Genomic DNA, 22,512 nt, shown 5'->3' with positions numbered 1-22,512 from the left:
GCGGCTTTGAGAAGGCCGACAACGGGACAGCTTCCGGGCCGCGTTCCGTGCGGGGGACCCTGATTCCCGCAGGGGGTCAGGGTTCGTAAGGGTTCCTCTCGCGAAACCGTGGTGCGGTTGGGGCCCCGCACCCCGAAGTTTGATTGTGCTGACGGTCTGGGGGTGCTTGTCAAGGCGGGAAAGATGCCTTGACAAGCACCCCCAGACCGCAGGGAGGCTTCGTATCGGGGTGCAGGGCAGGGGCTGGGTGCCTCGATCGTTGGGTGCGCGGGTGCCTGTTCGGATCGTGGTCCGTGAGGGTTCCCCTCACGGAATCAGAGTTCCCCAGGGGGCTCCTCACGGCCAGTCGCGGTCCGTGAGGGTTCCCCTCACGGATTCAGAGTCCCTCAGGGTTCCCCTCACGGCTCGCCAACTCTGGCAATCGCAGCACCGCCCGTGCTCCGCCGCCGGGCGGGTTTTCGAACTCCAGCTCGGCGCCCAGCACCCGCGCCTGTGCGACCGCGATCGTCAATCCCAGCCCGTGCCCGCCGCCGCGTGCGTCCGCGCCGGTCCGGAACCGGGCGGGCCCTTCCCGAATCAGCACCTCCGGATATCCCGGCCCCCGGTCGCTGACCGTCACGCACCGGCCGGCCACCTCGACCGTCACTGGCGCGGCCCCGTGTTTCGCCGCGTTCGACAGCAGGTTCGCCAGGATCCGCTCCAACCGCCGGGGATCCGTCCACACCCGGACCGCGACCGGAGCGACCGCGTCCGGCACCCGGCGGCGCACGAACTCCGCCAGGTCGATCTCCGCCAGATCCGCCCGCTCGGCCGCGGTGTCCAACCGGGCCACCTCCAGCACGTCCTCCACCAGCGAGCGCAGCGCGGCGACCCGGTCGCGGACCAACTCCGCCGGGCGTCCGGGCGGCAGCAGTTCGGCAGCGGTCACCAAGCCGGTCACCGGGGTCCGCAGTTCGTGCGCGATGTCCGCGGTGACCCGTTGTTCCGCGGCCAACCGCGCCTGCAACGCGTCCGCCATCGCGTCGACAGCCTGGGCGAGATCGGCCGCTTCGTCTCGCGGACGCGGGCCGATCGCGTCACGCACCCTTGCCGGAGCGCCGTTCGCGACGTCGCGGGCAGCGTCGGCGGCCCGCCGGAGCCGTCGCGCCATCCCCGCTCCGAGCACGACACCCAGTAGTGCTCCGGCGACGGTCACTACGGCGGAACCGGCCAGCAATTCTCGGTCCAAAGTGGCCAGTGCCTGCGTTTGCGACGCATAACTGGTCCGCACCGAGACGACGTGTCCGCCAGTTTCGGCGGCTGCCCACAAAACCGGACCGTCCAAATAGGTCGCTCGGTTGCCGCCGCGGACGGCGTCGCGCAGGGGAGCGGGCAGCGTCGGATCGTCGAACTGGCCGTCGACACCGGGGTTGCGCAGCAGCAGCTGGATCCATTCGTCCTGCGCATGACGGGCCTGCTCGGCTTGGGTGCGCGCGAATTGCTGGTGCACCAACAAACTCAACGTCAACGCGACGGCGGCCGACACGAGGGTCACCGCCGCGGTCAGCCGCCACCGGAGGGTGGCCGGAAAGAGCTTCACGGCTCGGCGCGGAGCTTGTATCCGAAGCCCCGCACGGTTTGCAGCCGTTCCTGACCGATCTTCACCCGCAGCCGCTGCACGTGGACGTCGACCACCCGCGTGTCGCCGCCCCACGCGTAATCCCACACGCTGGCCAGCAGCGTGTCGCGGCTGAGCACGTTGCCCGGCGATTCGGCGAACCGGAGCAGCAGCCGCAGTTCGGTCGGCGTCAGATCCACCGGCTGGCCTGCTCGGCGCACCTCCAGCCCGGCGCGGTCGATTTCGAGGTCGCCGAAGCGAACGAACGCGTCCTCCTCCGGCCCGGACCAGCCGCTTCGCCGCAGCACCGCCTGGATCCGCGCGATCAGGACCGCGGTGTCGAACGGTTTGGTGACGTAGTCGTCGGCGCCGGCTTCGAGGCCGAGCACGACGTCGACCGAATCGTCGCGGGCGGAGACCATCAGCACCGGCGTCCGGCTTTCCTCGCGGATCCGGCGGCACAGGCTGACGCCGTTGAGCCCGGGCAGCATCACGTCGAGCAACGCCACGTCCGGCGGCTGCGCGCGGAACTGGTCGAGCCCGGCGAGCCCGTCCGCGGCCGTCGAGACCCGGAAACCGGCGCGTTCTAGCGCGAGCTGCGTCGCCTCCCGGATCACGTCGTCGTCCTCGACGAGCAGTACCTGCGTCATGTCCCCTCTCACTCCGGCGAGAAACCCTTGCCGGTCCAGCGGTAGCGGGCGACCCCGTTGTTCGGTCCGGTCGCCGACATCGTGGCCAGCTGCCCGTCGAGCACGGTCAGCATGGCGCCGGAGTTCTCCAGCCTGAACAGCTGTTTCCCGCCGATCGTGTAGATGTAGCCGCCGAGATACGCGCTGACCGGCACGCCGGTCGCGCCGCTGCTGCCGGTGCCCGGGGCTCCGACCGCGCCGCACGGATAGACGTTCACTACGACGTCGACCTCGCCGGTCAGCTCGTGGTACGCGGTGCTGACGGGATACGACCCGGCGCTCGGACCGTACGGACACGGTCGCAACGCCGCCTTCGTCCGGGCGCTGACTGTCGGGTCCGCGCGCAGCAGAGCGACCGTGTCGACGGTCGGGCCGCGCGGGTTGTTCGCCGGTGCCGGGGCGGCCGCTGCCGGTGGAGCCGGGCCGGCGACCCGGACACCGTCCACATCGGAGCAAGCGGTGAGCGACAGCACCGCAACCGCCGCGACCGCTGTCCTCCGCATGCTTTGCACAGTAGCCATTTTGCCGTCCGCGCGCTGCTCGGGGAGCGCTGTTACCAGACCGATGGGTTTCCTCCGGGCCACCGCAACGCGATTCCCGGCGATCGGTGATCCGCCGTTCCTACCTTGGCGGGGAATCGACCAGGGAGGAGTCCGATGAGGACGGAAGCGGTGCGGGACCCGGCGGAAACCCGGGTGCCGAAGGGACGATTGCTGGGCGTGGACGCGGTCCGGGCGCTGGCGATCGTCGGAGTGTTCATCGAGCATTTCTTCGCGAGCGGCTGGCTGCACGGCGGCCCGCCCCAGGCTGCCCCGGCGTTCTTGTCGTGGCTGAACGTGCAGACGTCGTCCCGGGCGATGAGCCTGTTCGTGCTGCTCTTCGGGCTGTCCGCGGCATTGATGACCGGCGGCTCGACCCCGTACGGCGGAAACGAGCGGTGGCGCGCCCGCGGCAGGCTCGCGGTCCGGGCGGTGGTGTTGTTCCTGCTCAGCCTGGCGATCGACGAGTACGGCATGTCGGTGATCGGGTACTACGCGGTGCTCCTGCTTCTCCTGCTGCCGCTGACCCGGCTGCGCGCGCGGACATTGTTCATTCTCTCCGGAATCGCCGTGCCCGCGATGACGCTTTACGCGTTCTGGGTGTTCAACGCTCATTCCGACTGGATGAGGTCCGGGTCCGAAACGGCGAGCGGGCTCGCGATCTTGGGGCATCCCGAACAATGGGGCGAGTTCTTCAAGGGGATGGTGTTGTTCGGCGGCGGTTTCCAGGTCGCGTACGGCCTGCCGCTGGCGCTGGCCGGGATGGCGATCGGCCGCCTCGACCTCCGCGCGCACCAGGTCCGGATCCGCTTGCTGTACACCGGTTTCGTGCTCGCCGCTGTGTCGATCCTGGGCTCGTGGATCGCCACCAATCCGCTGGGCGGAGCCGAGGCGATCGCGACGACCCGGCCGCCCGGGATGCCGTGGCAGGTGCTCCTGGCGATGCCGCCGGACGGATCGCTGTACGCCACCAGTCCGCTCGGCATCGTGCTCATGATCGGCGTCGCGATGATGCTGCTCGGCGGACTGCTGATCGCCTTGGACCGGCCGCTCGGCCGTCGCGCGCTGTGGCCGCTCGCCGCGGCCGGAGGGATGGCTTTCACCTGGTACGCGGCACATTTCGCGGTTTTGAAACTGGTGCCGAAGCCGTATTCATTCGTGTTCCTGGTGCTGATGGTCGCGGTGATGCTGGCCGCGTCGGTGGCGTGGCGGCATTGGCGGCGGCGCGGTCCGCTGGAATGGCTGGTGCATCGGGCGACCCTGCTCGTGCCTTGACCCCGGTGCCGGTCCGTGAGGGGAACCCTGGGGGAATCAGAGTCCCTCAGGGTTCCCCTCACGGACAGCCCGAGGCGAGGTCGCCAGCAGGGTGCAGCCGACCGCCGCCGCGTAGCCGAGAGCGGCCACGGTCATCGGGACACTCAGCGACATCGTCGAGCCCGCGGTGAGCAGCGTGCCGAGCACCGCGGTGCCCAAAGCGCCCCCGGTCTGCCGGGCGGTGTTCAAGACTCCGCTGGCGAGTCCGGTGTGCTCCTCCGGAGGCGTCGACATCGCAACCGACGTCATCGCGGGCATCGCGATCGAGCAGCAGCACAACACCACGCCGCCGGCCACCACCATCGACGGGGAATCGGCCGTGGCCAGTAGGACGGCACCGAGCCCGGCGAGGCTGAAACCGGTCAGCATCGGGACCCGGGGGCCGAAGCGTGCGGTGAGCCGTCCGCTGGCCGTGGCTCCGATGCCGATCGCGATGGTGAGCGGGAGCGTCAGCATGCCGGTCGCGTACGCGGACTGGTGGAGCGGGCCTTGGAGGAATAGCGACAGGCAGAGCAGGGTGCCGTAGAGGCAGAAATTGAAGAGCAGCCCGGCGGTGCTCGCGGCGGAGAACGGGCGGGACGAGAAGATCGCCAGCGGCAGCATCGGATCGCGCCGACGACGTTCTACCAGAATGAACGCGAGCCCGGTCAGCAAGCCGACAGCGATCAGCGGGACGGCCCAGCCGGACCGGCCGACCTGGATCAGGCCGCCGGCGAGCGCGGACAGGGCGACGGTGCCGAGGACGAGTCCGTACGGATCGAGGCGACGCTCCCGCCGCGGCGGCGATTCGACGACGTACCGGCAGGTCAGCACGATGGCGAGGGCGGCGAACGGAACGTTGACCCAGAAGATCGCCCGCCAGTCGGCCAGCGCGATGAGCACGCCGCCCGCCACCGGGCCGGTCGCGAGGCCGATGGCCGCGATGCCGCCCCACAGCCCGAGCGCGTGCGCCCGCGCTCGCGGCTCCGGGAACTGCCGGACGATCAGCGCGAGCGAACACGGCAGCAACGCGGCCGCGCCGACGCCCTGCAGGATCCGCGCGACGATCAGCACCGGGATGCTCGGGGCGAGCGAACACAGCGCGGACCCGACCCCGAACACGACGGTCCCCAGCACGCACACCCGCCGCGAGCCGTAACGGTCGCCGAGCGACCCCGCGGTGAGCATGCCCGCGGCCAGCGCGATGGTGTAGCTCGCGATCACCCATTGCTCACCGCCAAGCCCGCCGCCGAGGTCGTGCCGGATCGCTTCGACGGCGACGTTCACCACGGTCGCGTCGAGCTGGACGATGAAGAAGGGCAGGCACAGGGCGATGAGTGCCAGGCGCTGCTTGGGTGCAGAGATTGTCGCGGTCACGGGACCAGGGTGGCGCGGGAATGGTTCGGTGCGGGCCGAAGCGTCAGAGGCAGTGTCGTTGGCTCCGCTTCTCGAGTGGAGTCCAAATCGGACACCTCGCTCACCGGCATCTCCCACCATGCCGAGCCCGGCGGGTTGGGCGCGTGCAGATCGGTCTCCACGTGCACCACCGTCGTGACCGGATTCGCCTTGGCCTGCTTCAAAGACGCCCGGAACTCGTCCACAGTGGACACGCGAAGGACGGTCGCGCCGAGGCTGGCCGCGTGGTCGACCGGCAGCACGTCCCCCTCCAGCGAACCGTTGTCGGCGCGATACCGGAGCTGGTGGACGAAGCGTCCGGCGCGGCGTTGCTGACCACGCAGCGCACGACGTACGACGAAACAGGCCGAGTACGGCTGCCACACTTACCGGGTGCCGCGGTATTCGTTCAATCTGCCGCTGACGCACGGTTCGCGGTAGCAGGTCTCCCCGCCGGTTTGGTCAGTCCTCCCGGTCGTGCACCCGGGTGAAGTCCGGCTTCCGCCGCTCGCGGTGTGAGGCGAGTCCTTCGCGGACCTCCGGACCGGCGAAACCGTAGAACTCCAGCGCCAGCGAGGAGTCGAAGATCGCGCCCGCGAGCTGCCGGTACCAGAGGTTGAGGCTCTGTTTGGTCCAGCGGATCGCGTTCGGCGCGCCGTTGGCCAGCTCGTGCGCGATCTCCCGCGCGGCGGGCAGCAGCCCGGCCTCCTCCTCGACGCACAGCGAAACCAGCCCGATCCGCTCGGCCTCGGCTCCGGTCATCGGACGGCAGGTCATCAGGTAGTACTTGGCCTTCGCCATCCCGCAGAGCAGCGGCCAGCACACCGCCGCGTGGTCGCCCGCCGCGACGCCGAGGCGGGTGTGGCCGTCGATGATCTTGGCGTTGGCGGCGGCCACGGAGATGTCCGACAGCAGCCCGGCGACCAGGCCTGCGCCGACGGCCGGGCCGTGGATCGCGGAGACGGTCGGTTTGGAGCAGTCGATGACGTTGTAGACCAGGTCGCGAGCCTCGCGCATGGTGCGCGAACGGGCCTCGAAGTCGTTCGCCAGCTTCTCGACCAGGTCGAACGATCCGCCCGCGGAGAACCCCTTGCCCTCGCCGCGCAGCAGGACGGCTTTGACGTCGGGGTCGCGGTCGAATTCCCGCCAGACGTCGGCGAGTTCGCCGTGCGCGTCCTCGCTGACCGCGTTGAGGTGCGGCGCGTCCAGGACGAGTTCGATGACGCCGTCCTCGTCCGGTCCGTCGACTCGCAGGTTCTCGAACTGCGCGTAGCGGCTCATTCAGCTTCCCTCCGTCGTCCGGAACACCTGCGCCACCATGCCATTGCTCCGGACGCGGCCGCTAGATCACGTGCCTTCGTCGGCCAGTTCGACGGCGAGGCTCGTGCTCGGCCCGGACGGACCCAGCAGGTCGAGCGCGACCGAGCGGGTGCCCGGGCTGGACCGCAGCTGTGCGGGCTGTCCGCAGAACAGCGGTGCCTGGTTGCGGTGGCTGATCCGGCGCACCCGCGAGGCGGGCGAGTCGAGCCGCAGCACCTCGGCCAGGGCGAGCGACATCAACGGCCCGTGCACGACCAGGCCGGGATAGCCCTCGACTCGCGTGGCGTACGGCCAGTCGTAGTGGATGCGGTGCGGGTTCGCGGTGGCCGCGGAGAACCGCATCAGCAGCGTCGGATCGGTGGCGAACTCCCAAGTCTGCCCGTCGGTGCGGCGGAACGGCGATCCCGCCGGTTCCAGTGCGGCAGCGGTTTCCGCCACGGCGGGTGCGGCCGCGGACGGTCCGCTCTCGCGGTAGAGCATGTCCTGGCGTTCCTCGACATACGGAGTTCCGTCCATTCCGGACAGTTTCGTGCGCACCTGGACGACGACCAATTTCCCGGAACGGCCGGACTTTTCGGTGACAGAGTCCACAATGGAGCGCCGGTGCACGGTTTCGCCGACCTTGGGCGCGCGGTGGAACACGACCTCGCCCCCGGCGAACATCCGTCGCGGCAGTTCCACCGGCGGCAGGAAGGTCCCGCGCACCGGATGACCGTCGAGGCCGAGCCGCGACGACACCGGCCAGTGCGGAAGGGCGACCCAATGCCACAGCGGCGGCAGGACGTCGCCTTCGCGGGGAGCGGGAAGTCCGTTGTCGAACAACGCGGCCAGTGCGGCGACTGGGCCGGGTTCGACGACCTCTTCGCTGGTGACGGCGTACGGTTCCCAGGCTTCCGGTTCGGACATGGGTTCCTCGAATCTTGGTTCGGACGAGGCCGTCGGGTGAGTACCTTATCAGGAATGTCCGGGCGGTCAGCTCGAACAGCGGGGAGGAGCGGCGTTCGAGCAGAAAGGCTTGTGCGATACTTCAGCTGTCTGACGATTGCTGGCGGGGGAGGCCGAGGGGATGCCCGAAACCACGGGCCCGGGACTGCGCCGCGGCGGTCCGGCGAACCTGAAAGCGCTGGCCGCGCACGAGATCCGGCGGCGCGTCTTCTCCGGTCAGCTGCGCGCGGGCGCGAAGATCGACCAGGAAGCGCTGGCCGACGAACTCGGCATCAGCAAACTGCCGATCCGCGAAGCTTTGATCACGCTGGACCACGAGGGCGTGGTGGAGCACATCGCCCGCCGGGGCGCGTTCGTGGCGCGGATGACGCGCGACGACATCCGGGACCACTACCGGGTCTTCGGCCTGGTGTCCGGGCTGGCGGCGGAGCGGGCGGCGAAGAATATTTCGCCGGAAAGCCTGCAGGCGCTGCACGATCTGGCGGACCGGATGGAGTCCGGAGTGGACCGTGCCGAACAGGAACGGCTGAACTTCGAGTTCCACCGGCGGATCAACTACGCCGCCGACTCCCGTCGGCTGGTCTCGATCCTGGGCATCCTGGCTAAAACGGTGACGCACGGCTTTTACGAGGCGCACGCGGACTGGCCGGGCAAAGCCCACGACGACCACCGGAAAATCCTGAACGCGCTCAGCGCCCGGTCCGCTTCGCGAGCGCGGTCCATTGTGGAGAAGCACTTCTCGGACGGCGGCGAGCGCGCGGTCGCCCTGCTGGAAAAACAAGGCTTCTGGGAAACCTGACTCCTCGGCTTGTTGGCCGTGAGGGGAACCTTCACGGAATCAGAGTCCCTCAGGGTTCCCTTCACGGCATTTCCGCGGTCGGCGTCAGCGTCGTTTCAGCAACTGTGCCAAGTGGACACCGCGCACTCCGGCAAGCTGATCGGCTTGCGTCCGGCAGGAGAAACCGTCGGCGAGGAAGACGACGTCCGGGTTCTCCCGCAGTGTCGGAAGCAGTGCATTCTCCGCTACCGCAACGGAAACGTCGTAGTGGCCGCGTTCCATGCCGAAGTTCCCGGCCAGGCCGCAGCAGCCGGCGAGAGTCCGGAGTTCGGCTCCGGTTTCGGCGAGCAAGGCTCGATCCGCCTCGAAACCCAGCACCGAATGATGGTGGCAATGCGGCTGTACGACCACTTTCACGCCGGACAGGTCAGGTGCTTGCCAGCCGTCTGTCTTGGCGAGGAGTTCTGCGAGCGTCGTGACCGCGGCGGAAACTGTGGTGGCGTCCGGATCGTCCGGGAACAGGTCCAGCAGATCGGACCGCAGGACGGCCGTGCACGACGGTTCGACGCCGACGATCGGAAGCCCGGCCCGCGCGTAAGGGCGCAGCGTGTGCACGAGATCGCTGAGCTTGCGTCGAGCGGTGTCGAGCTGACCGGTGGTGATCCAGGTGAGCCCGCAGCACGGACGGCGCGGCGGGACGAGCACGCGGTACCCGGCGTCGGCGAGCACGGCCGCGACGGCTTCGGCGACGTCGGTGTCCATGCCGTCCGAAAAGGAATCCGCCCACAGCACCACTTCCGGCCCCTGCTCGCGGATCCTGCGCCGGGATCGGGTGAACGAGCTTCGGGCGAACCTCGGCGCGTGCCGTCGAGTGTCCACTCCGGACAGTGCTAACAGGACCTTCTCGACCGGACGGATCGACATCAGTGCGTTGACGACGAGCGGACCGAGCACCGGGATCCGGTGCAGCAGGCGGATCCAGTCCGGCAACCGGCCGAGCGTGTAATGCGAGACGGGACGGATCCGATGCCGGTACTTCCGGTGCAGGGCTTCGGATTTGTACTGCGCCAGGTCCACTCCGGCCGGACAGTCGCTGCCGCAGGCCTTGCAGGACAGGCAAAGATCAAGGGACTCGTGCACCGCGTCGTCCGACCAGCCGGACACGAGCGAGCCGTTCGCGACCTCCTGTAGCACCCGGGCCCGGCCTCGTGTGCTGTCCTTCTCATCGCGAGTGGCGAGATAAGACGGACACATGAAACCGCCGGCCGCACGGTTGTCGGCACGGCATTTCCCGACCCCGACACAGCGGTGCACGGCGCGGGTGAAGTCGCCGCCGTCGTGCGCGAACGAGAAACCGCCCGCGACTACGGGAAGCGGATGTGCTTGCGGGCGGCGGAGATCGGTGTCGAGCGGGTGCGGCCGGACGACTACGCCCGGGTTGAGGAGGTCGCCGGGGTCGAAGAGGTTTTTGACCGCGCCGAACAGTTCGATCGTTTCCGCCGAGTACATCTTCGGCAGCAGTTCGCCGCGCGCCCGGCCGTCGCCGTGCTCGCCGGAGAACGAGCCGCCGTAGCCGACGACCAGGTCGGCGGCGGCGGTCAGGAACGCGCGGAACACCGACGCGTCGCGTTCGAGCGGCAGGCCGAGCCGGACGTGCACGCAGCCGTCGCCGAAGTGGCCGTAGGGGAGTCCTTCGAGGCCGAATTCGTCCAGGAGAGCGTCGAAATCCCGCAGATACGCACCGAGCCGTTCGGGCGGGACGGCGGCATCTTCCCACCCGGGCCACGCTTGCTCACCGGTCGGAGTCCGGCCCGCCAGCCCGGCGCCGTCCTCGCGGATCCGCCACATCGCGGCGGCCTCGGCGCCTTGCGCCAGTACGACGTGGTCGAGTGCTTGGGAGTCCTTGATGAGACGTTCGGCGTTGTGGCGGGCCTCGGCTTCCGTCTCGCCGCCGACCTCGATCATCAGCCAGCCGCCGCCGTCCGGGAGCGCGGGCACCTCGCCGCGGTGGTGGCGCACCAGGTCGACCAGCCGGGCATCGAGCCCTTCGACGGCCAGCGGCCGATGCGGCAGCAGCCCGGGCACGACGTCGCCGGCCGTCGCCATGTCCGGGTAGCCGAGCACGACCAGCAGCCGCGCGGGGGAGATGTCGACCAGGTCGACGGTCGCTTCGAGCGTGACGGCCAGGGTGCCTTCGGTGCCGACCAGCGTGCGGGCCAGCGACCGGCCGTTCTCCGGCAGCAGGTGTTCCAGCGAGTAGCCGGAGACCTGGCGGCTGAACCGGCCGAATTCGGTGCGCAGCAAGCTGAGCCGCGTGTCGATCAGCTCGGCGAGGCCCGGCACCGCGTCGGACGGACCTGCAATGAACCGGCGTCCGGTGCCGTCGACCACACTTAACTCGCGAACGTTGTCGGCGGTGCGGCCGTAGGCGATCGCGTGCGGACCGCAGGCGTTGTTGCCGATCATGCCGCCTAGCGTCGCGCGGGCGTGCGTGGACGGGTCGGGACCGAAGCGCAGCCCGTGCGGCGCGGCGGCCCGCTGGAGGTCGGCGAGGATGACACCAGGCTGGACGACCGCGGTCCGCGCCTTCGGATCGAGGTCGACGATGCGGTTGAGATGCCGCGAAAAGTCGAGCACGAGGCCCGGCCCGATCGCATTGCCCGCGACCGACGTGCCCCCGCCGCGGCTGGTCAGCGGCACGCCGTGGCGGCGAGCGATCTCAAGGGTCGCGAGAACGTCGTCGGTCTCCTGCGGCAGCACGACGACCTGCGGGACGACCCGGTAGTTGGACGCGTCAGTGGAGTACTCGGCGCGACGGCGCGCGTCGGCGTGCACCTCGCCGCGGACGTTCGCGCTGAGGTCGGCGAGCAGATCGGTTTCGGTGGGCATCCCGGCCTGAATTTAGGTGTTTGAAACAGTGCCGTCAATCCGTACGCTGACGCGATGACCTCGGGACGGAGGGGGCCGCCGCCGGAGCTGGCCCGGGTGCGGCGGGTCAGCGTGGTGGACTCGCTGGTCGAAGAGATGACCCGCAAAATCCTCGGCGGCGACTGGCCTCCCGGGACCGCGCTGCCGTCGCTGCGGCACTTCGCGGCCTCGGCCGGGGTGTCGATGCTGACCGTCCGAGAAGCAGTCCGGACGCTGCAGGCGCGCGGGTGGGTCGAGACGCGCCAGGGTGTCGGAACGTTCGTGCTGGAACCTTCGGCGGCCCGGTTCGTCCCGTGGCAGCTGGGCGCTTCGGACGTGGCCGAGTATCGCGAGCTGGTCGAGGCGAGGGAAGCGGTCGAATCGACCGTCATCGAGTTGGCCGCCCGCCGCCGGACCGCCGCCGAGCTGGCGGTTTTGACCGATTTGGTCGACCGGATGGCGGCGGCTTCGACCGACCGAGACCGCTTCCTGGAGGCGGACGCGGAGTTTCATGTCGCGCTGGCCGAAGCCGCACACAACCGGATCCTGCTGCGCAGCATGCTCGCGATCCGCGTCCCGCTGCGCCGCCTGATGGCCGACCGGCTCCTGGAGGAACTCACCGAACACGGCGACCTTTCCCGGTCCTGGGAGGACCACCGGACGATCGCTTCGGCCGTCCGGACGGGCACTCCGGAACCAGGATGTGCCGCCCTGGCGCGAATCGCCGCGCGGGCCTGGTCCTATGTGGACTCGACGCTCCCGGGTTTGCCGTCTCGCGGTCCGGGTAACCGGACTCCCGAAGACGACGCCGGGAGGTGATCGAGGTGTCCGCGCACGTGGACGAGGAACTGTGGACGGAATTCCACCGGGTGGTGAACATGACCTCGCGGGAACTGGGCGACTGGCTGCGCACCCGGGAAGCCGGACCGGAAACCGAACCCCTGCCGGACCAGGCGGGGCCCGCTACGGGGCGCAAGGTGCTGTCGATCCTGGGCAAGCGGAAGTCGGACGTGAACGAGAGCGACGTCGAGGTGATGCGCGATGTCGTGGACCGCGTGCACGCCTCGCGCCGAGACGACCTGGAGCCCGTGGCGGGCGACGCCGGGTGGCGGCAGGGGCTGATGTCGCTGGGCCACGACCCGGTGAAGCCGGTACGGGGCTGATTCTGCCGATTGGCTGGGGAGACGGGCAGTTTAGGGTTGGCGAACCCTCTGGCGGGCACGTCGAGGGAGGCTTCGGCCGCTGCGGGTCGCTGCCATGTGGCGTTGGGTGTGTGGGCATCGAAGGCCGCATGGGGGAACATGCCCAGCGGGAGCGAGCACGGCGCTGGCTGGGATCTGGCTTGCAGCGATCGTGACTACGGAACTGGGTTTCGCGGGCTGGGCTCCGGCACGCGGTTGCTGGCGCTCCGGTGAGCTGCCTTGGGTCCGGAGCGCCGGAACCTGGCCGCGGTCTGGACTCGCGGAAGCGCTTGCCGCGATGGGATCCAGCGAGACCCGGCGCTGGTGTGCAGGCGTTTGGGTGCTTTGAGCCCGGCGCTGGCCAGGATCGAGTCCGCCGTGATCGCGCTGACGGAACTGGTTGTTGCAGGCCGGGCTCCGGCGCGCGGTGCGCCGTCGGCGAGTTGCCTTCCGTCCGATGCGCGAGACCCCGGCAGCGGTCTGGCTTGCCGCGAGGGGAGCTGGCGAGGTTCGGGGCGAATGTGCTGGTGTGCGGAGGTCGGGTGCTTTGACGGTGAGCTGGTCTCGGCTCGCGCCCGGATTGAGGCCCAGTTCGGTGAGTGCGGGCCGTGCTGCGTTGGCGAGCCGTTCGAGCGAGCCGGGCATAAGTGCTTCGTTGCGCGCGGTCTAGCGGCGAGCAGAAGAATACGGGGCTGGGTAGCGGGAAAGGCCTGGGCGGATCAACCGCAGCGTCAACGCGTTCGGCGTGGTGCGAGCGACTTGGCGTGTTGCGCCCGGCACGAGGGCTCGGCCAAGCGAACTCGGCGGCGACCGGCGTGGGCGGAGCGGCTCCGGTAGCCCCGCAAAATCCGGCCCGGCAGCCGAACAAGCCCCCGGGCCTCGGTGCGCCCCCGGGACGCACCGAGGCCCGGGGTTCTTCCCCTCGGCCGGTGGTTCGTGGTCAGCCGCCCGCCATGGCTCCGATGATCAGGAACGGTTCGGCTCCGGACAGGACCGGGGCGGGCAGGGCGGTGTCCGGGGCGGTGTTCGACAGGTCTTCTTCGCAGGCGAAGAACCGGACGAACGCGCGGCGTTTGCCGGTGGTCGTGTCGCGGACGGTGCCGCGCAGTTGGGGGTAGGTGCGTTCCAGCGCGTCCAGCAGCGCGTCCCGGGTTGGCGGGTCTTCGATCGGCAGCTGGATCTCTCCCTCGACCTTCGCCAGGCGGCGCAGGTGCGTGGGCAGCTTGACGCGCACGACGGTGGTCATCGCAGGGTCTGCACCTCGACGGAGCACACCGCGGGCAGGTCGCGCACGATCGGGGCCCAGCTCTCGCCCGCGTTGTTCGACGCGTAGACCTGGCCGCCGGTGGTGCCGAAGTAGATGCCTGCCTCGTCGAGGGAGTCGACGGCCATCGCGTCGCGCAGGATGTTCACGTAGCAGTTTTCTTGGGGCAGGCCGTTGGTGAGCGGTTCCCAGTCGTCGCCGCCGGTGCGGCTGCGGTACACGCGCAGCTTGCCCTCCGGCGGGTAGTGCTCGGAATCGCTGCGGATCGGGACCACGTACACCGTTTCCGGTTCGTGCGGGTGCACCGCGATCGGGAAACCGAAGTCGCTCGGCAGGTTGCCGCTGATCTCCCGCCAGTTCTCGCCCGCGTCGTCCGAGCGCATCACGTCCCAGTGCTTCTGCATGAACAGCACGTCCGGCCGCGACGGGTGCAGCGCGATCCGGTGCACGCAGTGGCCGACCTCGGCGTCCGGGTCCGGGATGCCGTCGGAGTGCAGGCCGCGGTTGATCGGCTGCCAGGTTTCGCCGCTGTCGTCGCTGCGGAACGCTCCCGCGGCGGAGATCGCGGCGAACATCCGCTTCGAGTTCCGCGGGTCGAGGATGATCGTGTGCAGGCACAGCCCGCCCGCGCCCGGCTGCCAGCCCGGCCCGGACGTGTGCTTGCGCAGCCCGGTCAGCTCCCGCCAGCTCTTCCCGCCGTCGGTGCTGCGGTACAGCGCCGCGTCCTGCGCGCCCGCGTACACCGTGTCCGGGTCGGTCAGCGACGGTTCCAGGTGCCAGATCCGCGTGAACTCCCACGGCTTCGGCGTTCCGTCGTACCAGAGGTGCTCGCCCGCCCCGCCCTCGTAGCCGAACTCGTGGTCGACCTGGTTCCAGGTCTTCCCGCCGTCGTCGGAGCGCTGGATCAGCTGGCCGAACCACGACGTGGACTGCGACGCGTACAGCCGGTCCGGGTCCGCGGGCGAGCCGGCGAGGTGGTAGACCTCCCAGCCGCCGAAGTGCGGGCCGTCAACCTCCCACCGCGTGCGGCCCTCGTCCGAGGTGAGGATGAACGCGCCCTTGCGCGTGCCGACCAATACTCGAACTCCAGGCATGGTTTCTCCCTGACAACGGGCTGTGACCTGGTTCAACCTAATCTCGCCAGCCGGGAGCCGCCTCTCCATTCTTGCGCTCCCGCCGACGCCAGCGGCGGCAGCGCGACCAGCACCGGTGGCGACCACGCGGGCGCGACCTCCAGCCGGACGTCCTGGCGCAGCGGCACCGGCCCGGCCCGGATCCGCACCGGCCGGGCGGCCGCGCCGACCGCCTGCACGCTCGGCGCGAGCTGCGCGCGCGGACCGGCGGCCGAGGGCAGCGCGCAGGCCAGCAGCCGGTAGGAGCCCGCGGGCACGTCGACGAGCGTGAACTCCAGGTCCGGCCCGAGCAGCGAGCCGCTGACCGGGACGCCGCGCGCCGACGACCCGGCGAACAGCCCGACGTACACCGCCGGGGCCCCGTCGAGCGCGGCGACCGCGGCCGGGCTCAGCAGCGCGCGGCCGGTGACGGCCCCGCCCGCGCAGTCCGGGCCGGCCACCCGCACCGGTTCCGGCGGGTGCTCGGCGAGGAGGCCGGGCAGCTGCCGGAACTGGTGCGGGCTCACCCCGACCGCCGCGGTGAAGCGGGTGGTGAACGTGCCCGGCGCGGAGAACCCGACCTCGTGGCAGATGTCGACCACCTTCTCGCCGGTGTCCAGCAGCAACTCCTTGGCGAGCTGGAACCGTTGCGCGGCAAGGAATTTCCCTGGCGGCAGGCCGATCTCCCGCTCGAACGCGCGCGCCAGGTGGAACGGGCTGTACCGGACGTGGTCGGCCACGTCCTCGAGCGTGAGCTGCCGGGTGCGTCCGGCGGCCAGGAACCTCGCCGCCTCGAGCACGGCGTCCCGCATGTGCACACCTCCTCGGATGTGCCGTCATGGTAAATCCGGGCACCGACAATTCCGGGCGTCAGCCGTCTCGCAGCTCGATGACGACGGCGGAGGGCGGGCTGGCGGCGCGGGTGTGCGGTCGTCGGCGAGCTATTGCGACGGTGGGTGATCGTTGAGTCCGGGAGCCGAGAGTTCGGGCGTCAGTCGTCCTCCAGATCGATGACGACGGCCGAGCGTGGGCAGCCGCCGACACCAGGCAAGAGGATCACGAAAGAGATGCCTTGGTCGATCACCGGTTCCGGGGCATGGGCGGGCAACGCGAAGGAGATCTGCGTCGGCGAGCCGGAGGTGCAGGAAACCAGGTGTGCCGCCGACGAATGTGGTGTGCCGGTAGCCGCAGCCGGCGAACGGGGAGTGCACCAGGATCGTTTCGCAGCCTTCGTCGAGACGGTCGAGCTGCTTCAGCGTGATCGCCGGGCAGGGGCGTCCGATGGCGGCTTCCAGCTCTTCGACGTGGTCGCCAGGTTTTCGCTGGTCATGGCTCTATTGTGAGCTTTAGCTCGGGTATTCGGCGACTCGCTTTCGCAGCTGCCCGAAACCAGTGTTCAGCGCGGATCGGCCGCGATGGTTGCTCGCATTCACTCCACTGCGGTGCGGTTCTTTCGCTGGTTCGCGGTGAAGCGCGCCTTCTTCTGCCGGTTCCCGCACGTGTTCATTTCGCACCACCTGCGGGTTCGGCTTTGACTGGTGTCGAAGAAGGCGGCTTGGCAGGTCGGCGAAGCGCACAAGGCCAGTTTTCCGTCGCGTTCGCCGGAGATGATGCTGATCGCGTCGGCGGCGATCACGCCGAGCGCGTCTTCCACGGCGGTCGCCGAGCTGAGCTGCCAGCGCCGTTCGCCGTCGGGTGTCAGGACCGCCGCGGCCCGGCCCTGAGCGCTGCGGTCATTGATGACCTGGACGGCGGACGCGGGGAGGGCTTCGTGGAGCGCGGCCGCGGTCGCGGCGGCGTGAATCGACTCCCGCAGGTCACGGGCGAGTTCGAGCTGGGCGGTGGTGCAGGCGTCCACGGCGAGGCCGCTCACCGCCAGCCAATCGGCGAGCCGCTGCGGTGTCGGGATGCGCTCGACCGCGTCGCCGCGGCGTTCGGTGAGGGTCGCCGTGAAGCTGGTCGCGAGCACGGTGCCGAGGCGGAAGTCAGGGAACGCGGCAGGCATGGAACCAGCTTAGCCGGTTGCGCTCGGACGCGGGCGACTGCTAGAACCGTCTAAGCCGGTTCCAAACGACTGAGGAGGACTCGTGACCTCGCTGACCAGCGACGTACAAGCATTCGAAGCCCGTGCGACCGACGCTGACCTCGAAGATCTGCGGGCTCGGCTCGCCGCGGCGAGGCTTCCGGAGACCGAGACGGTGCGCGGTCCGCGCCGATGGGATCAAGGCGTTCCGCTCGCCGATCTGGTCGATCTCGTCGACTACTGGCGCACCGAGTACGACTGGCGGGCGTTCGAGGAACGACTGGACCGGATCGGCCAGTTCCGCACGACCATCGACGGTCTGGGAATCCACTTCCTGCACCGCCGGTCCCCGCGCGCGGACGCCACTCCGCTGATCATGACGCACGGGTGGCCGGGCAGCATTGCCGAGTTCGTCGATGTCGTGGACGAATTGGCGGACCCGGAAGACGCCAGCGCGCCGGCGTTTCATGTCGTGGCTCCGTCGTTGCCGGGCTTCGGGTACAGCGACAAACCGACCAGTACCGGATGGGGGACGGAGAAGATCGCGGCCGCGTGGGTGGAACTGATGGGGAAGCTCGGGTATCGCCGGTTCTTGGCGCACGGCGGCGACTGGGGCGGCAATATCACCACCGTTCTCGCTGGCCGGTTTCCGGAGCAGGTTCTTGGCGTCCACACGTTGTTCGCGGAAGGTCCGCCCGGACTGCCGACGGACGGCCTGACGGCGGACGAACTCAGGTGGACTGAGGAGACCCGGCATTTCTGGCGGCATCGCGCGGCGTATGCGAAGCAGCAGGCGACGAGGCCGCAGACCATCGGTTACTCGCTCGTCGACTCGCCGGTCGGGCTTCTTGCCTGGATCGTGGACAAGTTCGCGGAGTGGTCGGACACTGTGGACAGTCCATTCGAGACTATTTCCCGCGATCGCGTCCTGGACGACGTCACGTTGTATTGGCTCACGCGGTCCGGAGCGTCGGCGGCCCGGATTTACTACGAGAGCCACAATTCGCTGGATCCGGAGCTGCGGGTGGACGTTCCGGCGTCCATCACTATGTACCCCCGTGACACTGAGAAGACCCCTCGGCCTTGGGCGCAGGAGCGGTTCCGGCAGATCGTCCGGTGGCGGGAACCGGAACGGGGCGGGCATTTCCCGTCGCTGGAGGTGCCAGGTTGCTTCGTCCGGGATCTGCGAGAGGGGCTCGCCGCGGTGCTGCGTGCCGTGGGGTGACAAATGGCAGGGGTCGGTCGGGCCGCCGGCTGGTGTGGTGAATCGGCAACTCCGATCCGAAGAGGAGAGCTGAATGCGAAAGACCATGCCGATCGCGCTGGCCGTCGCGGCACTGGCGGGGGTGGTGTCGGCGGCTCCCGCGTCGGCTGGGCCGTTGCGGTGGGGCGCGTGCCCAGGCGGCGGGCAATTGCCCGGCTTGCAGTGTTCGACTGTGGCTGTTCCGCTGGACTACCGGCATCCGGACGGGCGGAAGATCGACCTGGCGGTGTCTCGGCTGTCCGCAGCGAAGCCGGAGAAGCGACGCGGGGTGCTGCTGGTCAATCCCGGCGGGCCGGGTCTGGCCGGGTTGCGCGTTCCGGCGGTGCAGCCGTTTCCGCAGGCGGTGCGGGACAGTTACGACATCGTCGGATTCGACCCGCGCGGGATCGGTTCCAGCGCGGGGCTGACCTGCGGGTTGAATGACGCGGACAAGGCGGTCGCGGCCAACCCGCCCTATCCGCACAACCCGGCGGAGGTGGCGAAGTCGGCCGAGTTGGCGAAGCGGATCGCCAAGCAGTGCACCAGTTCGGAGACTGCCGACCTGTTGCCGTTCATTACCACCGCCAACACGGCGCGCGACATGGACCGGATCCGGGAAGCCTTGGGCGAGGCGAAGGTTTCCTATTACGGCGAGTCGTACGGCACCTATCTCGGGGCGGTGTATACGACCTTGTTCCCGGAGCGCACCGACCGGGTCGTGCTGGACAGCAGTCTGCCGCCGGAGGGATACGACGTCGCGGCGTTGCGGGCGCAAGGCATGGGGTTCCAGCTGCGATTCCCCGATTTCGCGAAGTATGCCGCGAAGCACGACCAGGATTACCGCCTAGGCACCACTCCGGCGGCGGTGACGGCGAAGTACTACGAGCTGGCCGATCGGCTCGATAAGAAGCCGGAGTCCGGGTTCGACGGGACGGCGTTTCGCGGCTTCACGTCCGGGGATCTCCGGAACGACGGCAGCTTCAAAGAGCTTGCCACGTATTGGCATCTGCTCGACACGCACCAGCCGCTTCCGGGAGACTCCGCGGCGAAGGCCGATGATCGCGGCAGCTTCCCGGTCGGCTACCTCGGGGTGATCTGCGGGGATTCGCAGTGGCCGACGTCCGTGCGGACCTATCAGCGCAACGTCGAGATCGACCGGGTGCGGTATCCGATGTACGGCGCTTACACCGCCAATATCCGGGCGTGTGCGTACTGGCCCGCGCCGGTGGAGCAGAAGGTGCGGATCACCGGCGACGGACCGGCGAACGTGCTCATGGTGCAGAACCTCCGCGATCCGGCGACGCCGTTGCCCGGGGCGCTGCGCACGCGATGGGCGTTCGGCGACCGGGCCCGGATGGTCACTGCCGACCAGGGCGGACACGTCGCTTACGGTGCTGGTGCGAACAAGTGCCTGAACGACACCGCGACGGCATACCTCGTCGACGGAAACTTCCCGTCCCGCGACCGCTTCTGCCCGGCCGAACGTTCCTGACCAAGGTCCGTGAGGGGAACCCTGAGGGACTCTGATTCCCTCAGGGTTCCCCTCACGGACATTCGGCGCTGAAGATGGGGGCGAAGAACGCGGCCAGTTCGGCGGTCGCGGTGAGGGGGAGGACGTTCGCGACGTACTGGTCCGGCCGGACCACCACGACCGCACCCTCGGGCGCGATTCCGCGAGCGGCGTAGATGTCATCCGCCGGGTCTGCCGCATAAACCTTTTCGTAGTCGATCAGCGAGAAGGGGCCGGTGCGAGGGAGGAAGATCTCCGGCACCTCGCCGAGATCGATGTCCTCGTACGGTTGCGGGTAAATCACCTTCACGTCGAACCAGGCGTCGACGTCCAGATCCTTCGGCGTGTGGGCCACGACCGGCGAGTCCGGGGAATTCCCCAGCCAGTCGGCGAAGTCAGCCACCGAGGCGGCGGGTCCGAAAACGTAGATGCGCCAACGACCGTCCGCCTGTGCATGGTGTCCTAAGTGGACCAGGTTCGCGTCGCAGACCCGCATGACAGGGGTCGACTTGAAGCGTTTGCCGATCGGAAAACCGGTCGCCAGATCTTGATGGTCCGATGCGGCGACGAGCACCGAAGGCTGGTAGCACGTCATGAACCCGGACGGGAATTCGAACGTCTTCACGTAGAACTCTTCCAGCTCCGCCGGATCGGCCAAGTCCTCTGGCCGGGTCGCCATCAGCGTCGACCATTCCTTGTCGAAGTCGATGAGGTTCTTCGCGATCAGCTGGCGTTCCGCGGAATAGGTGGCGAGCAGCGAAGCGGGACCGCGCCCGTCCAGGACGTGGCCGAGTTTCCAGCCGATGTTGAACCCGTCCTGCATCGAGACGTTCATGCCCTGTCCGGCTTTCGCGCTGTGCGTGTGGCAGGCGTCGCCGGTGATGAAGACGCGCGGCAGCCGGGTATCGCCGACGGGAACGTCGTCGAATTTGTCGGTGAGGCGGTGGCCGACCTCGTACACGCTGTGCCAGGCCACATTCTTAACGTCCACAGTGTACGGGTGCATGATCGCGTTGGCACGCGCGATGATCTGGTCGATGGTCGTCTTCCGGACTGCCCCGTGATCGTCCTCCGGCACCTCGCCCAGATCGACGTACATCCGGAACAGCGCGCCGCCCTCGCGGGGAATCAGCAGGATATTGCCGCCGTCGTGGGACTGGATGGCGCATTTCGTGCGGATGTCCGGGAAATCGGTGACGGCGAGGACGTCCATCACGCCCCACGCGTGCAAAGCCTGGTCGCCCACGAGTTCCCGGCCGATCGACTCGCGCACCGCGCTGCGTGCGCCGTCGCAGCCGACCACGTACTTGGCCCGAACGACGCGATCCTCGCCGGCGCGCGGGCCGGTGGTGTGCCGCAGCGTGACGGTCACCGGATATTCGTCGCCCTCGGTAATGGCCAGCGACTGGAATTCCAGGCCGAAATCGGGCGTCATCCGGCTCGGCGAGTGGGCCATGCACTCGGCGAAATAGTCCTGCACGCGGGCCTGGTTCACGATGAGGTGCGGGAATTCGCTGATCCCGGTGGGGTCGTCGGGAACGCGCGAGGAGCGGACGATGCGCTTCGGGTTGGCGGGATCGGGCTTCCAGAAGGACATCGTGGTGATCCGGTACGCCTCTTCGACAATCCGGTTCGCGAACCCGAACGCCTGGAACGTTTCGACGCTGCGCGCCTGGATCCCGTCCGCCTGGCCGACTTCGAGCCGCCCGCCGCGGCGTTCGACGATGCGCGTGGCGACGTTCGGGTACCGGGACAGCTGCGCGGCGGTGATCATGCCCGCCGGGCCGGTGCCCACGATCAGCACGTCGACCTCGTCCGGCAGTTCCGCGGGCCGGTCGATCCCGGTGCCGGCGGCGGGCAGGACGCGCGGTTCGCCGGAAACGTAGCCGTGGTGGTGGAACTGCATAAGTTTCCTCACTTCGCTGTGAGCACCGGAGCGCGGTGAAGCACCAAGAGGGACCGTGTTCGATAATAGAACTCGTTGTTCAATTATTGAGTACATCGATGCTAAGGTGGGCCGCTCCGGTGCACAAGACCCCGCGGGGAAGGACCGAGTCGTGACGGAAGCCAAGCAAGCGGCCGGGTCGCAGACGTTGTCGCGCGGGCTCACCGCGCTGGAAGTCCTCGCCGAGGCCGACGTGCCGCTGTCGATCGGCGAGCTGGCGTCGCGGCTCGGGCTGCACCGGTCGATCACCTACCGCATCGTGCGCACCCTCGAGGACCACGGCCTCGTCGTGCGCGGCGCGAACGGCGAGCTGGAGCTGGGTGCGCGGCTGGCGGCGCTGGCGCGCAACGTTTCCCGTGACCTGCAGTCGACCGCGTTGCCCGAGCTGACCGTGCTCGCGAACGAACTGGGCATGACGGCGTTCCTCGCGACGCTCGACGGCGAGGATTCCGTCGTCACGCTGGCCAGCGTCGAGCCGCGGCAGGCGACGGCGGCGGTGGCGCAGCGGCCGGGCAGCCGGCATCCGATCACCGACGGCGCACCGGGTCGCGCGATCCTGCAGCAGCTGCGCGGGGAGAAAGCGCCGTACGAGACCAGTCATGACGAGGTGATCCCCGGGCTGTCGTCGATCGCGGTGCCGCTCGCGGTGCCCGGGCAGCATCCGGCGGCGCTGGCGGTGGTGTATTTGACCGGTCCGGCTGATATCTCTGCGATCGGGGAGCGGCTGGCTCAGGCGGCGCAGGTGATCCGGGCCGAGCTGCATCCGTGACG

At 69.2% G+C, this 22,512-nt stretch carries 21 protein-coding genes; 8 read left to right on the top strand and 13 right to left on the bottom strand.

The features are described 5' to 3' along the window. Nucleotides 1–376 precede the first annotated feature (376 nt). The 3 genes from D0D37_RS07965 to D0D37_RS07955 are packed head-to-tail and all read right to left on the bottom strand — an operon-like array spanning nt 377 to nt 2,789. Complete coding sequence (locus tag D0D37_RS07965) at nt 377–1,579, bottom strand: sensor histidine kinase (RefSeq protein WP_208719852.1); 1,203 nt, start codon at nt 1,577–1,579, stop codon at nt 377–379. Continuing rightward, entirely contained in the window at nt 1,576–2,247 is a 672-nt protein-coding gene (gene cseB / locus D0D37_RS07960; RefSeq protein WP_116199879.1) for a two-component system response regulator CseB, read from the bottom strand. The genes D0D37_RS07965 and cseB overlap by 4 nt, the downstream gene beginning before the upstream one ends. Nucleotides 2,248–2,255: 8 nt before the next feature. Next, on the bottom strand, nt 2,256–2,789 hold the full coding sequence (locus D0D37_RS07955; protein WP_162834122.1) for a hypothetical protein: 534 nt from the start codon (nt 2,787–2,789) through the stop codon (nt 2,256–2,258). Between the two features lie 153 nt (nt 2,790–2,942). On the opposite strand from D0D37_RS07955, the gene D0D37_RS07950 reads away from it, so the two are divergent. Then, nucleotides 2,943–4,100 carry a DUF418 domain-containing protein gene (locus D0D37_RS07950; protein ID WP_116199877.1) on the top strand — a complete coding sequence of 386 codons (1,158 nt, stop codon included), beginning with the start codon at nt 2,943–2,945 and terminating at the stop codon, nt 4,098–4,100. Nucleotides 4,101–4,136: 36 nt separating this feature from the next. Here the strand turns inward: D0D37_RS07950 and D0D37_RS07945 are convergent, their stop codons facing one another. The 4 genes from D0D37_RS07945 to D0D37_RS07925 form a co-directional block, all read right to left on the bottom strand. Continuing rightward, complete coding sequence (locus tag D0D37_RS07945) at nt 4,137–5,495, bottom strand: MFS transporter (protein WP_116199876.1); 1,359 nt, start codon at nt 5,493–5,495, stop codon at nt 4,137–4,139. Then, a complete protein-coding gene (locus D0D37_RS47830) occupies nt 5,492–5,899 on the bottom strand; it encodes a thiamine pyrophosphate-dependent enzyme (RefSeq protein ID WP_244223426.1) in 408 nt (135 codons plus the stop codon). Before D0D37_RS47830 ends, D0D37_RS07945 begins: the two co-directional genes overlap by 4 nt. A 76-nt stretch (nt 5,900–5,975) precedes the next feature. Further along, nucleotides 5,976–6,794, bottom strand: a complete 819-nt coding sequence (locus D0D37_RS07930; protein WP_116199875.1) for an enoyl-CoA hydratase/isomerase family protein — start codon at nt 6,792–6,794, stop codon at nt 5,976–5,978. Nucleotides 6,795–6,860: 66 nt separating this feature from the next. Then, nucleotides 6,861–7,739, bottom strand: a complete 879-nt coding sequence (locus D0D37_RS07925) for an HTD2 family dehydratase (protein ID WP_116199874.1) — start codon at nt 7,737–7,739, stop codon at nt 6,861–6,863. A gap of 160 nt (nt 7,740–7,899) precedes the next feature. Here D0D37_RS07925 and D0D37_RS07920 point away from each other — a divergent pair, with 160 nt between their 5' ends. Then, the gene (locus D0D37_RS07920; protein WP_116199873.1) at nt 7,900–8,577 is read left to right on the top strand and encodes a GntR family transcriptional regulator; all 678 of its coding nucleotides are present in this window, start codon (nt 7,900–7,902) and stop codon (nt 8,575–8,577) included. Between the two features lie 84 nt (nt 8,578–8,661). On the opposite strand, the gene D0D37_RS07915 is transcribed toward D0D37_RS07920, so the two are convergent. Next, complete coding sequence (locus tag D0D37_RS07915) at nt 8,662–11,445, bottom strand: FAD-binding and (Fe-S)-binding domain-containing protein (protein ID WP_116199872.1); 2,784 nt, start codon at nt 11,443–11,445, stop codon at nt 8,662–8,664. Between the two features lie 54 nt (nt 11,446–11,499). Here D0D37_RS07915 and D0D37_RS07910 point away from each other — a divergent pair, with 54 nt between their 5' ends. After that, on the top strand, nt 11,500–12,282 hold the full coding sequence (locus D0D37_RS07910) for a FadR/GntR family transcriptional regulator (RefSeq protein WP_116199871.1): 783 nt from the start codon (nt 11,500–11,502) through the stop codon (nt 12,280–12,282). 5 nt (nt 12,283–12,287) lie between these two features. After that, nucleotides 12,288–12,626: a DUF3140 domain-containing protein gene (locus D0D37_RS07905; RefSeq protein ID WP_116199932.1), complete on the top strand. Its 339-nt coding sequence runs from the start codon at nt 12,288–12,290 to the stop codon at nt 12,624–12,626. Nucleotides 12,627–13,584: 958 nt separating this feature from the next. Here D0D37_RS07905 and D0D37_RS07895 read toward each other — a convergent pair. The 3 genes from D0D37_RS07895 to D0D37_RS07885 are packed head-to-tail and all read right to left on the bottom strand — an operon-like array spanning nt 13,585 to nt 15,832. Beyond that, complete coding sequence (locus D0D37_RS07895) at nt 13,585–13,890, bottom strand: MoaD/ThiS family protein (RefSeq protein WP_116199869.1); 306 nt, start codon at nt 13,888–13,890, stop codon at nt 13,585–13,587. Next, nucleotides 13,887–15,002, bottom strand: coding sequence for a WD40/YVTN/BNR-like repeat-containing protein (locus D0D37_RS07890; RefSeq protein ID WP_116199868.1), 1,116 nt, complete (start codon nt 15,000–15,002; stop codon nt 13,887–13,889). The genes D0D37_RS07895 and D0D37_RS07890 overlap by 4 nt, the downstream gene beginning before the upstream one ends. A 32-nt stretch (nt 15,003–15,034) precedes the next feature. Continuing rightward, nucleotides 15,035–15,832: a helix-turn-helix transcriptional regulator gene (locus tag D0D37_RS07885; protein ID WP_116199867.1), complete on the bottom strand. Its 798-nt coding sequence runs from the start codon at nt 15,830–15,832 to the stop codon at nt 15,035–15,037. A 198-nt stretch (nt 15,833–16,030) separates the two neighbouring features. Between D0D37_RS07885 and D0D37_RS07880 the strand changes: the two genes are divergently transcribed. Next, a complete protein-coding gene (locus tag D0D37_RS07880; protein WP_162834121.1) occupies nt 16,031–16,363 on the top strand; it encodes a hypothetical protein in 333 nt (110 codons plus the stop codon). Nucleotides 16,364–16,449: 86 nt separating this feature from the next. Here the strand turns inward: D0D37_RS07880 and D0D37_RS07875 are convergent, their stop codons facing one another. Continuing rightward, on the bottom strand, nt 16,450–17,025 hold the full coding sequence (locus D0D37_RS07875; RefSeq protein WP_116199865.1) for a CGNR zinc finger domain-containing protein: 576 nt from the start codon (nt 17,023–17,025) through the stop codon (nt 16,450–16,452). 82 nt (nt 17,026–17,107) lie between these two features. Here D0D37_RS07875 and D0D37_RS07870 point away from each other — a divergent pair, with 82 nt between their 5' ends. Together D0D37_RS07870 and D0D37_RS07865 are read left to right on the top strand one after the other, a co-directional pair. Continuing rightward, the gene (locus tag D0D37_RS07870; RefSeq protein WP_116199864.1) at nt 17,108–18,268 is read left to right on the top strand and encodes an epoxide hydrolase family protein; all 1,161 of its coding nucleotides are present in this window, start codon (nt 17,108–17,110) and stop codon (nt 18,266–18,268) included. A gap of 73 nt (nt 18,269–18,341) precedes the next feature. Beyond that, entirely contained in the window at nt 18,342–19,778 is a 1,437-nt protein-coding gene (locus D0D37_RS07865; RefSeq protein WP_116199863.1) for an alpha/beta hydrolase, read from the top strand. 52 nt (nt 19,779–19,830) lie between these two features. Here the strand turns inward: D0D37_RS07865 and D0D37_RS07860 are convergent, their stop codons facing one another. Next, complete coding sequence (locus tag D0D37_RS07860; protein WP_116199862.1) at nt 19,831–21,702, bottom strand: FAD-binding monooxygenase; 1,872 nt, start codon at nt 21,700–21,702, stop codon at nt 19,831–19,833. 151 nt (nt 21,703–21,853) lie between these two features. Between D0D37_RS07860 and D0D37_RS07855 the strand changes: the two genes are divergently transcribed. Then, nucleotides 21,854–22,510, top strand: a complete 657-nt coding sequence (locus D0D37_RS07855) for an IclR family transcriptional regulator (RefSeq protein WP_116199861.1) — start codon at nt 21,854–21,856, stop codon at nt 22,508–22,510. Nucleotides 22,511–22,512: the final 2 nt, after the last annotated feature.

Source organism: Amycolatopsis circi, from assembly GCF_003385235.1.
GTDB classification, from domain to species: domain Bacteria; phylum Actinomycetota; class Actinomycetes; order Mycobacteriales; family Pseudonocardiaceae; genus Amycolatopsis; species Amycolatopsis circi.
Note: the sequence above shows the minus strand (reverse complement) of the source record. Positions and strands in the feature narration are given on the sequence as shown.

Bases quoted from the DNA above. Each gene is read 5' to 3' on its own strand.
- cseB (WP_116199879.1), bottom strand. From the start codon at position 2,247: ATGACGCAGGTACTGCTCGTCGAGGACGACGACGTGATCCGGGAGGCG.
- D0D37_RS07955 (WP_162834122.1), bottom strand. From the start codon at position 2,789: ATGCGGAGGACAGCGGTCGCGGCGGTTGCGGTGCTGTCGCTCACCGCT.
- D0D37_RS07950 (WP_116199877.1), top strand. From the start codon at position 2,943: ATGAGGACGGAAGCGGTGCGGGACCCGGCGGAAACCCGGGTGCCGAAG.
- D0D37_RS07930 (WP_116199875.1), bottom strand. From the start codon at position 6,794: ATGAGCCGCTACGCGCAGTTCGAGAACCTGCGAGTCGACGGACCGGAC.
- D0D37_RS07925 (WP_116199874.1), bottom strand. From the start codon at position 7,739: ATGTCCGAACCGGAAGCCTGGGAACCGTACGCCGTCACCAGCGAAGAG.
- D0D37_RS07920 (WP_116199873.1), top strand. From the start codon at position 7,900: ATGCCCGAAACCACGGGCCCGGGACTGCGCCGCGGCGGTCCGGCGAAC.
- D0D37_RS07915 (WP_116199872.1), bottom strand. From the start codon at position 11,445: ATGCCCACCGAAACCGATCTGCTCGCCGACCTCAGCGCGAACGTCCGC.
- D0D37_RS07910 (WP_116199871.1), top strand. From the start codon at position 11,500: ATGACCTCGGGACGGAGGGGGCCGCCGCCGGAGCTGGCCCGGGTGCGG.
- D0D37_RS07895 (WP_116199869.1), bottom strand. From the start codon at position 13,890: ATGACCACCGTCGTGCGCGTCAAGCTGCCCACGCACCTGCGCCGCCTG.
- D0D37_RS07890 (WP_116199868.1), bottom strand. From the start codon at position 15,002: ATGCCTGGAGTTCGAGTATTGGTCGGCACGCGCAAGGGCGCGTTCATC.
- D0D37_RS07885 (WP_116199867.1), bottom strand. From the start codon at position 15,832: ATGCGGGACGCCGTGCTCGAGGCGGCGAGGTTCCTGGCCGCCGGACGC.
- D0D37_RS07880 (WP_162834121.1), top strand. From the start codon at position 16,031: ATGACGACGGCCGAGCGTGGGCAGCCGCCGACACCAGGCAAGAGGATC.
- D0D37_RS07875 (WP_116199865.1), bottom strand. From the start codon at position 17,025: ATGCCTGCCGCGTTCCCTGACTTCCGCCTCGGCACCGTGCTCGCGACC.
- D0D37_RS07865 (WP_116199863.1), top strand. From the start codon at position 18,342: ATGCGAAAGACCATGCCGATCGCGCTGGCCGTCGCGGCACTGGCGGGG.
- D0D37_RS07860 (WP_116199862.1), bottom strand. From the start codon at position 21,702: ATGCAGTTCCACCACCACGGCTACGTTTCCGGCGAACCGCGCGTCCTG.